Origin of the sequence: Microcoleus sp. B9-D4 (assembly GCF_036705105.1) — a bacterium.
Classification (GTDB): domain Bacteria; phylum Cyanobacteriota; class Cyanobacteriia; order Cyanobacteriales; family Microcoleaceae; genus Microcoleus.
Genome location: NZ_JAUBTS010000017.1, coordinates 76529 through 90355, shown reverse-complemented (window position 1 = coordinate 90355; position 13827 = coordinate 76529). Strand labels below are relative to the sequence as shown.

At 42.3% G+C, this 13827-nt stretch carries 14 protein-coding genes and 1 pseudogene; 12 read left to right on the top strand and 3 right to left on the bottom strand.

The genetic code is table 11. The features are described 5' to 3' along the window. Positions 1-1021 precede the first annotated feature (1021 nt). A complete protein-coding gene (locus QUB24_RS12985) occupies positions 1022-1423 on the bottom strand; it encodes a biopolymer transporter ExbD (protein WP_333153565.1) in 402 nt (133 codons plus the stop codon). After that, positions 1407-2066, bottom strand: coding sequence for a MotA/TolQ/ExbB proton channel family protein (locus tag QUB24_RS12980; RefSeq protein WP_333153564.1), 660 nt, complete (start codon positions 2064-2066; stop codon positions 1407-1409). Before QUB24_RS12980 ends, QUB24_RS12985 begins: the two co-directional genes overlap by 17 nt. Positions 2067-2137: 71 nt before the next feature. Here QUB24_RS12980 and QUB24_RS12975 point away from each other — a divergent pair, with 71 nt between their 5' ends. From QUB24_RS12975 to QUB24_RS12920, 12 genes and pseudogenes are all read left to right on the top strand, one after another. Next, positions 2138-2347: a hypothetical protein gene (locus QUB24_RS12975; protein WP_333153563.1), complete on the top strand. Its 210-nt coding sequence runs from the start codon at positions 2138-2140 to the stop codon at positions 2345-2347. Positions 2348-2827: 480 nt separating this feature from the next. After that, on the top strand, positions 2828-4423 hold the full coding sequence (locus QUB24_RS12970) for a TonB family protein (RefSeq protein WP_333153562.1): 1596 nt from the start codon (positions 2828-2830) through the stop codon (positions 4421-4423). A 90-nt stretch (positions 4424-4513) separates the two neighbouring features. Next, entirely contained in the window at positions 4514-5599 is a 1086-nt protein-coding gene (locus QUB24_RS12965) for a hypothetical protein (RefSeq protein WP_333153559.1), read from the top strand. A gap of 123 nt (positions 5600-5722) precedes the next feature. Further along, positions 5723-7810 (top strand): acylase, encoded by a 2088-nt coding sequence (locus QUB24_RS12960; RefSeq protein ID WP_333153558.1) that lies wholly within the window; start codon positions 5723-5725, stop codon positions 7808-7810. 63 nt (positions 7811-7873) lie between these two features. Next, positions 7874-7972: pseudogene (locus tag QUB24_RS12955) on the top strand (IS630 family transposase); the annotation flags it as partial. After that, on the top strand, positions 7947-8096 hold the full coding sequence (locus QUB24_RS12950; protein WP_445300404.1) for a transposase: 150 nt from the start codon (positions 7947-7949) through the stop codon (positions 8094-8096). The pseudogene QUB24_RS12955 and the gene QUB24_RS12950, both read left to right, overlap by 26 nt. A 160-nt stretch (positions 8097-8256) precedes the next feature. Further along, positions 8257-9081, top strand: a complete 825-nt coding sequence (locus tag QUB24_RS12945) for a radical SAM protein (RefSeq protein WP_333153557.1) — start codon at positions 8257-8259, stop codon at positions 9079-9081. 1 nt (position 9082) lies between these two features. Further along, a complete protein-coding gene (locus QUB24_RS12940; RefSeq protein ID WP_333153556.1) occupies positions 9083-9724 on the top strand; it encodes a deoxynucleoside kinase in 642 nt (213 codons plus the stop codon). Then, complete coding sequence (locus tag QUB24_RS12935) at positions 9712-10971, top strand: aminotransferase class I/II-fold pyridoxal phosphate-dependent enzyme (RefSeq protein WP_333153555.1); 1260 nt, start codon at positions 9712-9714, stop codon at positions 10969-10971. The genes QUB24_RS12940 and QUB24_RS12935 overlap by 13 nt, the downstream gene beginning before the upstream one ends. 13 nt (positions 10972-10984) lie before the next feature. Then, positions 10985-11503 (top strand): hypothetical protein, encoded by a 519-nt coding sequence (locus QUB24_RS12930; RefSeq protein WP_333153554.1) that lies wholly within the window; start codon positions 10985-10987, stop codon positions 11501-11503. Beyond that, positions 11500-12033, top strand: coding sequence for a formyltransferase family protein (locus tag QUB24_RS12925; protein ID WP_333153553.1), 534 nt, complete (start codon positions 11500-11502; stop codon positions 12031-12033). Before QUB24_RS12930 ends, QUB24_RS12925 begins: the two co-directional genes overlap by 4 nt. Then, a complete protein-coding gene (locus tag QUB24_RS12920) occupies positions 12003-12161 on the top strand; it encodes a hypothetical protein (RefSeq protein ID WP_333153552.1) in 159 nt (52 codons plus the stop codon). Before QUB24_RS12925 ends, QUB24_RS12920 begins: the two co-directional genes overlap by 31 nt. A gap of 81 nt (positions 12162-12242) precedes the next feature. On the opposite strand, the gene QUB24_RS12915 is transcribed toward QUB24_RS12920, so the two are convergent. Next, the gene (locus QUB24_RS12915; protein WP_333153551.1) at positions 12243-13529 is read right to left on the bottom strand and encodes an MFS transporter; all 1287 of its coding nucleotides are present in this window, start codon (positions 13527-13529) and stop codon (positions 12243-12245) included. Between the last annotated feature and the right edge of the window lie 298 nt (positions 13530-13827).

The window sequence follows — 13827 nt, the reverse complement described above, 5'->3', positions numbered from 1 at the left end:
ACGGGATAGCTGCGCTTCACGAGTTTTTTGTGTGTTTTTTTCCTGAGTCCGCAAGGCTACCCTTGCGGACTCAGGTAGATAGTAACTTTAGCGTTATTTTGCTTGCTGCGCTGTTGAGTTGCTTTCGTCAGCGCCTGCAGACACAAAAGCCACCTGCCCGCTCAGTCGGTAGGTGCAATGTAGGAGCGCGGTTCACAACTCGTGAAACCTGTCTGATTGTGAAGTCAACTATCAAGCCGCGAACATCAAGTGTATCAAAAAATTGATAAAATTTCACCCATTAGAGTCAGAGCTTGCGCGCAACTCTTATAAGCGATCGTCCAGAACCCAGGCTAAGATGCCTAGCCGAAAAAGGTTGACAGTTGTCCATAACTCTAATTTATAATTTTTTACCCACAAAGTTTTGTCATCTCAAATCCGTTGGCATCGGAATTATTCATCTCTGTCTTCCCTTTCTCTGTATCCTCTGCGTCAAGAGCGGTTTAATCATTCCCATACAACCGGAATGGATATCACTCATCAATGCAGGCTATTTCAAGGATTTCTGACACATTAGGAGGAACTTGCTCAAAATGTTGGGTGCGATCGATCTCTCTAGGTAAAATTAAAAATGCTTGATTATTTAGCACTAATATTCACTTACCACCTGAGCCAATTCTTGAATATGATCAGGCTCGTTTTACGAGAGAATTTGTTTTTTTTGATTCCCAGCAGTTTACGGGATTGTCTGATTGTGAAGCTCGTCATTTACCAGGGATTTCTTTTCATTTTTATGCCAGTTTTATTGCCTTAAATTTAGCCAAAAATTAACTCTCTAGTTGTCATTCATCTGCTAAGTCCTTTGTGTTTTCAATCTGTTCTTATAAACTGCTGGAATTCAATAAACACTTACTTTCTACCTTTATTGACAAGTTAGATTAAGACCCGGATTTGATTTTAAATCATCCTAATCTTCCTTCAGTCTTGTCTTAGGGTACTCTGGCTGCTTAAAAACTGTCCGGAGTATTGTAAATTTAACTCTCTACTTTGTGCTAGCAATCCCTAACTTAGCTCCCTTAATTCTGCGTAATCGATCCATAACTTCCACCACATTTCCGTGATTGACGCTTTTATCCGCATTCAGCACAATTAATGAGTTCGGATTTGACCCCATTACCTGTCGCACTGTACTCTCAATCTGCTCTAAGTTGACTAACTTTTTATCAACCATTAATTTTCCCTGAGCATCAATGGTGACGGTAATTTTAGCAGGCGAGTCCTGAACTTGAGAAGTTGCTGCTTTCGGTAAATTTACGGGCAGACCTTCGGATTTGGATAAAGACAAAGAGGAAACAATGAAAAACGTCAATATGGCGAAGGTTACATCAATCAGTGGCACGATGTTGATCTGGGGAATACTCTCAGGTTCATCGGGTAGGCGCATAATTAGATTCTCTTGGTAGTTTTTCGTAGCGGTGACGGTACAATAGCTCTAGCTGGCCTCCGGCTTCCTGCATAAAAGCTATCTGCTGTAAGTAAAACCCACGAAACATATTGGCAAATACGAGCGTAAAGATTGCCACCACTAACCCCATTGCCGTAGAAACGAGGGCTTCGCTAATCCCCCCGGTAACGCCCGCGGCATTGGTGCCTGCAGCATCTCCCAGTTTGAGGGAGTCAAAGGTGGTAATTAAGCCCAAAACTGTTCCGAGCAACCCAAATAGCGGGGAGAGGGTGATAATGGTGTCAAATATTGTATTGAATCGCTTCAAAACGGGGATTTCTGCCTGAGCTGCACTCTCTAACACCAAACAAAATTCTTCGATGTTGGGCGAGTCTAATTCTAATGCTTCCAAAAAAATTCGGGCTAAGGGCAAATCAGCGTTTACTTGTAACTTTTTGATGGCGGAATCCGGGTTTTGACTGTAAAGTTTTAGCACTTCCCGGACGACCCGCCGCTGTCGCCGATTCACTTTAAACCAAAAGACAAGACGCTCTAAAATCAGTGCGACTGCTGCGATTGACGAGGCAAGCAGCGGCCAAGAAACAATGCCCCCAGCGCGAAAAATGTAAATGAAATTATCCATTAGTTTGTATTCTCGTTAGCTGTGTTGAATGATCGCAAGCTGCCTAATGGTGCAATTAGCCCGATCGTAGGTTGGTAGAGTTTCTGCGTCAAGTCGGCACAAGTGATTCAGGCTGCGAATTATTTCACTCAAGTGCGATCGCGATCGCGATCGCACCAACGCACTACCTGTATGTGACTATCTTCGTCTGTACCCAAAATGCTCCTAATGTGATCCCGATCGAGAGCGCGACAGATTGTTCTGCCAGTGCTTCTTTGCTAAATATTTGCGTTAGGACTTGACAATAATCTTCAATAATTTAAAAGATTCTCAACTAGGTTTCCACAAAATTCAGGGTTTGTCAAGTCATGATCCACCCGTTTAAATAACAATTAGCTATTAATCTACTAAACATAATTATATTTACTTATTTATAGATTTTGATGAAAAGCTTGAGAATGTGGAAATTTGTTGGTAGATTACGGGGTAGAGTATTGCAGTTAAGGCATTTTGGAACCTTACCCGGCCAGAATCAGAACATAGACAGCACCCATAAGAGCAAGGTAGACGCCCCCAAAAGCAATGCTGATTGGTAGCGTCTAGTCGCTATATCAAAATTAAATAATGAAAATAAATTGCAAGAGTCTTGAACAGGGTGACAGTCTTCTTATAGGATGGGTAAGTTCATCATTGATAGCAAGCTCAACCCGTAGTTGGTAGCTTGTTTCGGGTTATGTCGGGGAGTCGAGGATGTTGCCATCCATAAAGGAGAGTGAGAAGGCATGAGTTTTTCAAATATTTCGGCGACGCAAAGACAACAACAAGAAGAAGCTCTCAAAAAAGTTCTGGCGATCAGTCTGTTAGCCTCAACCTTACTGCACGGTGTCGCGCTGCCGTTGAGCCTCAACTTGGTCAAACCTGCTGAATTTTCACAGGATTCTATTGAAGTTGTTGTGCTTGATGAGCCCAAAGTAGAGGAAACCCAGCCAGAGCCGACTATTCCAGAAAAGGCATCTCCCCCGCCTGAGACGTTAAAACCAGAACCGCCACCAGAGCCAACTCCCGCAGAGGAGCAGCCGGTAGCGGTAACGCCCCCGCCGATTCCAGAGGAGTCACCCGTAGCGGTAACGCCCCCGCCGATTCCAGAGGAGCAGCCGGTAGTGGCAACGCCCCCGCCGATTCCAGAGGAGTCACCCGTAGCGGTAACGCCCCCGCCGATTCCAGAGGAGCAGCCGGTAGCGGTAACGCCCCCGCCGATTCCAGAGGAGCCAGCGGTAGCGGTAACGCCACCACCAACTCCTATCGAGCCTTCCCCCGCACCTCAACAGGATTTCAATTCCCCAGAAACTCCTAAAACCCCGATCGCCCAGGAACCCGAAACCCCCTCGCCCGATCCTCCAAAAATTGATAGTCCCAGCCCAACGGCAAGCCCGGAACCCCCTCCCAGCGAACCACCCGTTACCGCCTCCCGCCCCAAGGGTGCTGGAAGTTCCACAGACTTTACAAAAGATGCTGGAAATCCCAACTCCTCCGACAGCCCTGAAAACCAGCCGCCTGCTTCGGCGGGTAGCGGGGAACCTTCCTCAGAGCCATTAAATCCTTCTTCCGGCCCCATACAACGATCGCCCGCGGCTGGGTCGCCAGTCACAGCTACTAGGCCAGGAGGCAGTGGAAATTCTGGAAGTGCGATCGGGGATCTGACAAACCCCTCCTCCTCTGATAGCCCCGGAGCAAGTGCCTCGAACTCACCATCGGGTGCCAGCAAAAATGGCGACATACCTTCTGATGAGCCATTTGCGGCTGGTTCGGGGCGATCGCCCCGAACACCTGCGGCTGGCTCGCCAGTCACGGCCACCAGGCCAGGAGGCGGCGGCAATTCTGGAAATGGGAGCGGAGGTTTAGGAAACCTCGCCTCATCTGGTAGCCCAGGAGGTGGAGGCCCAGGAGGTGGAGGCCCAGGAGACGGAAGCCCCGGAGGAAGTGCGTCGAACTCATCACCCGGTGGAGGTGGAAATGGCGGCGGGGGTTCGTCAGGGCCATTTGGCAGCGGTTCGGGGCCAGTGCCAAAACCGACAAATCCAGGAAGAGGGGCGGGTCCTTCGCGCCCTCCCGGCGCGCCTCTGACCAATTGCATTAGTGGCTGCGGTAAACCTGAATATCCGATCGCAGCCAGAGAAGAAGGGCGCCAAGGCCAAGTGGAACTCATTTGTGACATTGACCCCAACGGTAAGACCTTCAACATCAAGATCGTGACTCCTAGCAAATACAACGACATGAATCGCGCAGCGATGAAACAAGTACAAGAAAGGAAATATGCCCCATCAGAGAGTGGCATTCAAGGAGAAAGAATAGTCATTATCTTCCGGCTCACTGACTAGGGATTTTTTTGAGAGTCTAGGAATTTGGCTGGGAATTCTCTAGCACCGTCCAAGGAATAGCAAAGTTAAAAATTGAATTTTTTTTGAATTATGAATTTGGGAATGTCGTCAGCAATATTAAGTAAACTTCAGGGAGTTGGACTCGCTCTATTACTTGGTTCCAACTTGGGAATTGCTTTGTTGTTCGCCAACCCTGACAGCGCAATGGCAGGAGTAATTACTTTACCGGATGGCGGACGTTGCGAGGGAGAATTGAGTGAGGGAAAACTCAGCGGCCCCGGCATCTGTCAATATGCCAACGGCGATCGCTACGAAGGCCAATTTCTCAATGGCCAACCTCACGGTCAAGGAATTTATACCTTTAAAGAAGAAGGTCGATACCAAGGAGAATTTGCCTTGGGTGAATTCAACGGTCAAGGTGTCCGGGAATTTGCTAACGGCAACCGCTACGAAGGTACTTTTAAAAACGGTGAGTTCGATGGTATAGGCACTTTTACCTCAACTAACGGCATTCGTTACGAAGGCTCTTTTACGAGTGGTTCTCCGAGTGGTCGAGGGGCTTTTACATTTAGTAATGGCACTCGTTGCGAAGGAGATATTAAAGAAGGAAAAGTTAACGGCAAAGGCGTCTGTCAATATGCTAATAAGAACCGCTACGAAGGAGAGTTGCTGAATAATGTGCCTCACGGACAGGGAATTTATACCTTTGCTGAAGGAGGCCGTTATGAAGGGCAATTTAGTGAAGGGCAGTTTCACGGTAAAGGGGTTCGCGAATATCCGAACGGCAACCGCTATGAAGGAGAGTTTGTGAAGGGCAACACTCAAGGTCAGGGGTTGTTTACTTTTAAAGAAGGGGGACGTTATCAAGGGTCGTTTGACAATGGAGAATTTAGTGGTGAAGGTGTCCGTGAGTTCGCCAATGGAAATAGCTATAAAGGCACTTTTGTCAAGGGTAAAATGAGCGGGAAAGGAGTTTACATTTTTGCTAATGGCGATCGCTGCGAAGGCGAATTTAGTGAGGGTCAGTTCAATGGCAAAGGTATCTGCATTTACGCCAATGGCGATCGCTATCAAGGTGAATTCCTCAACGGTCAGAAACACGGGCAAGGTTCTTATCTATATGCAGATGGAACGAAGGTAGAGGGAAATTGGCAACAGGGGCAGCTTCAAAAATAACCTTTTTGGTATAATTTTCTCCCTTGTTCTCCATAAAAGGGCTTTAAATCCTCGGCGTTTTGTTCGTGCAGCTTGTTAAAAAGGCTGCAATGTCTCAGTTTAACCCTAGCAAATTAATTTTCAGTGTTTCTACAACTAAAAAAACAAGGCCGGCGGATTGTCTCCTTATTAATGAGTTTTATCTTAGTTTTGCTCCTCAATAATTGGATTCAAGCCGCGCCTGAAACTGGTACTCAAATTTTTTGGGATACCTATGGAATTCCACACATTTACGGAGAGAATAGTAAAAGCCTTTTCTACGCTTTCGGGTGGGCGCAGATGCAAAGTCACGGTAATCTGATTTTGCGTCTTTACGGGCAAGCTCGCGGGCAAGCTGCGGAATTTTGGGGAGAAGATTATCTGGAATCCGATCGCTGGGTGCAAACTATGGGAATTCCTAATCGCGCCAATGCGTGGTATGAATCACAAAATCCCATTTTCCGCAACTATCTCGATGCTTTTGTTGGCGGAATGAATGCCTATGCAAAAGCACACCCAGACGCGCTCACCGCAGAATTAAAGGTAGCATTGCCCCTCAAACCGACAGATGTATTGGCACACGAGCAGCGCGTCATCAACTTTACTTTTGTAGTCGATCCAGAGCGCGTTGAAGATATCGCTGAAAATGATACCCCCAAAGGCTCTAACGGTTGGGCGATCGCTCCTTCCCGTTCTGAAAGCGGCAATGCCATGCTCTTGGCAAATCCTCACCTTCCTTGGTCGGATTTATATTTGTGGTACGAAGCACAACTGATTGCCCCAGAAATTAACGCTTACGGAGCGACTCTCGTCGGATTTCCTGTGTTAACGATCGCCTTTAATGACAACTTGGGATGGACTCATACTGTCAACACTCACGATGGCTGGGATGCCTACGAATTGCCCCTTGCTAACGATGGTTATCGCTTCGATGGCAAAATCCGAAGTTTTGACAGGGAAGAGAAGGTTTTAAAAGTCAAAGAAAAGAATGGGAATTTGCGATCGGAATCTCTAGTAGTGCGGCGTTCTGTTCACGGGCCGATTCTCACAGAAAAACAGGGCAAAGCGATCGCCCTGCGCGTTGTCGGACTCGATAAACCAGCAGCCCTTCAGCAGTGGTGGGATATGGCACGCTCAAAGAATTTTTCTGAATTTGAAGCCGCTTTAAAGCGCTTGGAAATTCCCATGTTTACCGTCATGTATGCCGATCGTCAGGGGCATATCATGCACTTGTTTAACGGTCAAGTCCCCATACGCAAAACAGGAGATTTTAAATACTGGTCAGGCACGATCGCAGGCAATACGTCAGAGACTTTGTGGAGCAAAAATCATCCCTATGCGGATTTGCCGCGCGTTGTCGATCCGCCCAGCGGTTGGTTGCAAAATACCAACGATCCCCCCTGGACGACGACGTTTCCCAGCCCGATCGCACCGGATAAATATCCCGCCTACATGGCACCGCGCGGCCCGATGGATTTGCGATCGCAGCGATCGGCAAAAATGCTGTTAGAAGATGAAAAAATCTCTTTCGCTGAATTGATGCAATACAAACATTCCACTCAGGTAGAACTCGCCGATCGCCTCCTCGATGATTTAATTCCCGTCGCACGGCAAGGCAGTGCTCAAGCGCGCCGCGCTGCGGAAGTTCTCGCCACTTGGGATCGGAAAGTCGATGCTGACAGTCGCGGTGCGGTGCTGTTTGTCTTTTGGAAACAAGCGATGGATGCCGATAAGTTATTCGCTAAACCTTGGAGCGAAGATGCCCCGCTAACGACGCCAGACGGGTTGGCAAATCCTGCGGAGGCGGTGCGGGTGCTGGAAGCGACAGCAACCAAAGTTGAGGTAACTTATGGCGCGTTAGATGTCGCATGGGGAGAAGTCTTCCGATTGCCTGGGGAGGCGAATCTGCCGGCAAATGGAGCTGACGGTGCTTTGGGTGTATTTCGCTCAGTATGGTTCGCTCCTGGGAAAGACAATCGCTTTCAAGCGGTTGCGGGCGATTCTTTTGTCGCTGCGATTGAGTTCTCGAATCCGGTGAAAGCGATGGCGCTAAACAGTTACGGCAACGCCTCTCAACCTGGTTCGCCCCACGCCGGCGATCAGTCGCAGCTCTTTGCTCGCAAGGAATTGCGCCCTGTATGGCGATCGCGATCGGAAATTGAAGCTCACCTGAGTTCGCGCCAGCAACTCTAGCAACCGCCTTGGCGGTTAAGACGTAGACTAGAAATAGTCCCGCTTTCTGCGATCGCACTTTTCATGCCCAAACCCTACAGCTACGACCTACGTCATGCCGTTATTCAAGCCATCAAGCTAGATGGCTTAAAAATTAGTGAAGCCAGTATCATATTCAACCTATTCCCCAGACCTTAACAAAATAGAGCAATGCTGGTCTTTGTTAAAAAGTCGCATCCGCAAACAACTAGATCAGTTTGATTGTTTACCAGATACAATAGAGAATGTCTTACGCTTTGCGTCCTAACCGCCAAGGCGGTTGCTATACTTTTTCAGCAAACCCCAATTAGCTCTAAATTTATCTGAGTATTTCTACTCATTGTATGATTGGGATGCTTCCTTTAAAATGAAAATCGCTGGTTTTTATTAGTCTATGTCTAGCCACAATACTTAAGGAAATCGAACAGATGGTGGATCAAGACAGTATTCTCATTGAAGTGAATCAGATTTGCAATTTAAATTGTGAATATTGTTTTTATCATGATCATGGTAGATATAAAGAACAAATGACACTTAGTATGTTTAATGAGGTACTAAAGAATGAACCAAAAAATATTTTTATAACTGGAGGAGAGCCTTTTTTAAATCCCAATATCATAGAAATGATCAAATTGGCGAAAAGTAAAAATATAAAATGTTCAATATTTACAAATGGCATTATTCTGTTAAAATTATTAGATTCGGTTGCTCCACAAGATATATTTGAAAATCTTGATAAAATTATTATTTCCTTCGATACTTTTGACAATGGCTATTCATTAAGAACGATAAATAGCAGTTCTATATTAAAAGCAATTGATAAAGTTTTAGAGTATAAAAGTTCATTGTTAGAAGTAAAAATATGTCTCAATAATTATAATATACAACTATTTAGAAAAACAGTTGAAACTTTGATTGAGAGAGGAGTAAATTCCTTATCAATAAATTTAGTTCATGATATTGATAGTAGTAGTAAAAAGTTTGATATAAAAAATACATCAGAAATCACAGAGGTATATAAAGTAATCCAATATTACTCCGCATATTTTAATCAGAATTATGTGAAAGCACATCAACAATATCTTAATAAGGAGATATCGAGTTTAATTAAGACCTGTAAAGCATGGGATGGATTTAACTTTGTTAATTGTTTAGGAAAGACTTATGGTTGTCCTGCGTCTATGCAAGAAACTAGAATAGACAAAACTAAATGTGTAAGCGAAAAATGTATAAACTTGTGGGAGATGTATTAAATTGAATATTATATTTGAAGGTATAGATGGAGTTGGCAAAACCACACTTATAAGTAAAGTGATTGAACAACTTACCAAAGATGGGTATTTGGCAAGTAATATTTCAGAGTTAGAAGATACTCCTTTAAGAACTTTATTAGATAATTTATTAAAAGAAGATATTTTTTTTAAAAGTAATAAAACTTTTAAAACAAGTATATATGAAACTTTCCTTTTATCAGCACATTTTTTTTATAAACAAGAGTTTTTTAGAAATGATTTAAACAAAATCAATTTCTATGATAGAGACATTTTTACTCTATTGTGCTATCAAGAGCAAATGATCAAACTAGAGTACGGAAAACAAGCAAATGCTTTTTTGGGTTATTTGAAAAGCTGTTTAATGTTTGATTTGAAAAATATAGATTTATTAGTATATGTTAGTGTTCCAGTATCTTTAAGCTTTGCTCGCATTGAAAAAAGAGATAACATCAGTTTGACCCAAAGCCAAAAAGATTTTTTAGTTGACACAAAAGAATGCTTTAAGGAACTTATCAAATCTGTATCTCAAGAAAGAGATATACCTGTTTTATTAATAGATGGCAGCAAAGACCTAAAGAGTAACATCCAAATAATTAGCGAGAAAATTAAATGCATAAATTAAACATTAAGGCAGATAGTATAAACGCCACAAAAGAAGATATAGACAATATAGCAGAAGCTTTAGCTGATTCAGATGTTACTGTTTTTAATAGCAAAATATTAAATAAGTTTGAATCTCTATTGTCTAATTTTTTATCAAAAGATGAAGTAGTAAAAAATATCACAATGCCAAATTGTACATCAGCAATATTTGTGGCATTGCAACTAATAGATTTACAGGAAAATGATGAAGTAATTGTTCCAAACTTAACTCATGCTTCAGCTATTTTGCCTGTTATACATATTCATGGCTGTAAAATTAAAGTTTGTGACTTTCAAGAAAATTCTTGCGATTTGAATTTAAATCATTTAAAATCCTTAATTACTTTAAGAACAAAAGTATTAATTGTATCTTATCTGCATGGGTTTCCTTTTAATTTAGAGAAAATTAAAGAAATTTGCGAAGAACATAATATTAAAATTATAGAAGACTCAGCCCAAGGTCTAGGAGTCAAAATAGGAAAAAAATTCGCAGGAACTATTGGTGACTATGGCTGCTTTAGCTTTGGTGCTAATAAATTACTAAGAACAGGTGAAGGAGGTGCTTTGGTTTATAAAAATGAAAAAGATTTTGATATTATTAATCAATATAGGCACGTTGGGGAAATTTGGAAAAAATCAGGTTTATCAACAGTTTCTAGTAACTTGACATACCGTGACATATTAGAACATGGTTTTGATTATATAAAAAAGGGATTTAATTTTAGATTTAATCCAATAAATATCGCATTGGGAATTAGATGTTTAGAAAATTTAAATACTATAATTCAGGATAGACAATATAAGTTAAGTTTGTACCAAGAAATATTAAGAGATGTACAAGGAATCAGGTTGATAAATGACTCTATCATTAAAACTGCTCCTATTTCAGCTTGGTTTTTAATAGATCCAGAATTGTACGAAATAAACAAACTCATAATTAAGGCTATTGAGTTAGGAATTCCAATAGGGAAATTTAAATATCCAACGGTTACAGAAACAAAAGGATTTAAAAAATATATTATCAATATTAATGATGAATTTATACACTCAAATTATGTTAAAAAAAATAGTATATTTCTTCCACTTTACGAAAATATAAAAATTGAAGATGTAAAAGCTATTGGAGAAAACATCAAAGAAATATTAGTCAATTTTGAACTAATTACTTTTAATGAAAAGCTATTAGATGAAAATATAAAGTATTTTAACGGTTTCTTTTTAAAATGATTGGGGGATATAGATGAAATTACTAAGTAAGGAAAAAATTGGCTTTAGTAATGAGAAGTTTCAAAAACTTAGCTGGGCTCAATTTGAAAAATTGTCTAATATCATTGTAAATGATATTTTTCTCAGTAACTTCCATTTAGAAAAGGTCTCTTTGTTAGGTATTGCGAGAGGCGCATTGCCCCTTTTGTCCTATGTTTCACATCATACAAAAATTAGAGATTTGTCAATTTGTCAATTAAAAATGACAAATAGTGATAAACCATTTGATTACGGAACATCATCCATACTACTTAAAGCCATAAGAAATGATTTTGATAAATTTATCATATTTGAAGATATCATTTTTAGAGGGCAGACAATAAAGCTTGTTCAAGATGAAATATACAAAGAAAATAAAGATATTCTAGCTATATATTCATTACTTGTAGATGAAGCTTATGAAAATAAATTTATTACAGCACAAGTTCGATCTGCTGCTATTGTTAAACAGAATCATTGGGTAAAATTTCCGTGGGAGACAGATGAATTATGAAATGGATAGCATTTTTTTCACAAACTGGGAATGAAATTATAAATATAACTCAAAGTATTAATATTTCACCCGATATAATTGTAACAAATAAACAAAATATAGAACCATTAGAAATCAATAAAATATTCGCAAATAAAATATATAAAATGCCCAATAATCCGAAAGAAGAAGATTATTTTAAATTATTTAAACGGATAGAAATTGACACAAAAGCTACCATAATTACATTACACGGTTTTTTAAGAATTATTCCTAATAGCATTTGTAACAATTATAATATTGTAAATTTACATCCAGGGTTAATTAACAAATATCCAGAATTAAAAGGTATCCATCCTCAAAAAAAAGCAACTTATTTGAAACATCCAATCATTGGATGTGTTATCCACAAAGTATCACCAATCGTTGATGGGGGTGAAATTTTGCTATCTGCTTCAGAAGAAAGTAAATACAATTTAACTGATAACTTGAAAGTTTTAAAAGATTTGTCGTTGAATTTATGGCTGAAGTATCTTACATCGGAAATATAGCAGAAGGAAGAAGGAAGAAGGAAGAAGTTAAAAAGGCGTTGCATAATTGCGGGATGATTTTGATTGTTTTGTGGGATGGGATCTCTTCGCCCGAAGGCGTGTATTTTCACAGCAGGCTGGACGGCTAACCCCACTCCCCACAAGAATCATCCTCAAATTGTGCAACGCCGTTAAAAAACCTCTCTCCTTTTACCTTTCCCGTTTTCCCTTTAGGCATCGCGCAGCAGTCGGCAAGCATAGCCACCGACTGCAACGAGCAATAAGCCCAGCGAGGAGATAGCGTATAACAAAGCCATGCCAGCACCGGCACCTGTCCCGATAATTCCGCCAAAAATAGCTGCTAAAAAGCCTCCCGGTTGCATGGCGGGTTCAAAGACGCGATCGGCAAGTGGGCCTGCGATCAATAAACCGATCGCTGATGCCAATTGCACGATAACTGCTCTGGTAGCAAAAACACGCCCCTGTACTTCTGGTGCAACTTTCGCCAGCCAAATCGCCTCGTTGGAACTGCCGAGGATCGGGAAATTGAAAGATGAACAAAATTGAGCGGGAATCCAGATAAAAAGCGCCTGGCCGAAAGCAAAGACTATTTTACTCAAGCCCGCGCCTGCCATGCCGAGCACAAAGCCCCGGATGCGGCGTTTGGGACCGCCCCAAATACTGATCAGCGATGCTCCTAAAACGCCACCGGCGCCGGCGGCGGAAAGGATAGTACCGAGGATTCTGGCATTGTTGCCGGTGCGTGCCAGAATCATCGGTGAGTAGAGGGCCGCGCCGATGTCGTGAGCGAACCAGAATAGCGAAACGGACACAAGCAAGGCAAGCAGGCTGGGACGCTGGACGATGTAGCGGAATCCGAAGCTGAGTTCTTGCCATAGGTGAAAGCGAGTCGGCTGGGGATTGGAGGCGATATTGCTCCGCAACGCTGGCGCGATCGCGGGCTGTGGTATTTTGACAGATACTAGGGCGGCGATCGCGATTGTAAAAGTTGCCAGGTCGATCGTAAAAATCCCGCTCAACCCAATCGCAGAATAGAGAATCCCCGCCAGCGTCGGAGCGATAATACTCGCGCCGTAATTTGCCAAAAAACTTAAACTGCTAGCGCGGCTGTAATGCTTTTCTGGCATCATTGTGGCGATGGCTGCTGAGTAAGCTAACTGCTGAATTTGGTCAAAAATTCCGTTAACCGCAGCCGCTACATATAAATGCCATAGTTGCAGGTTTTGGCTGATATAAAGTAATAGGATAGCGAGCGTTAACAAAGCTGAAACCGCATCACCGATCGCCATTAAAAATTTTCGATTCCAGCGATCGACGAGAATGCCAGCAACCGGAGCGAGCAAGATGCGCGGCAATTGAGTAAAAAACATCAACAAAGCCAAAGCCGTCGCTTGACTGGTGGACTCCCAAATCCAAATAGTCAGCGCAAACCCGGACATAGCGCTGCCAATCATCGAAGCAGTTTGTCCGAGCCAGAGTTGAATAAATTTTTGCATTAAAGAAGCGATTGATAGGATTTAAAATTCAGAGAATCGGGTTTTTTATGCCGGATAATTATATCAATTCCGGTTGCCTCGAAATAGTCAAAGCCAGTCAACACTCAATAATTTCCGAGGGATGGTGCAACCGAACTCTATCTAATTCATCTGCGTTAATCTGTGTTAATCTGCCTGTATCTGCGGTCAAAAAAAGAGAATTTCTCGAACCGCAGATGTGAATGGATTGACGCAGATTCACGCAGATTAAGAGAGGAGAGATAGGAATAATTCCGATGCTAACAGATTGGATATCACA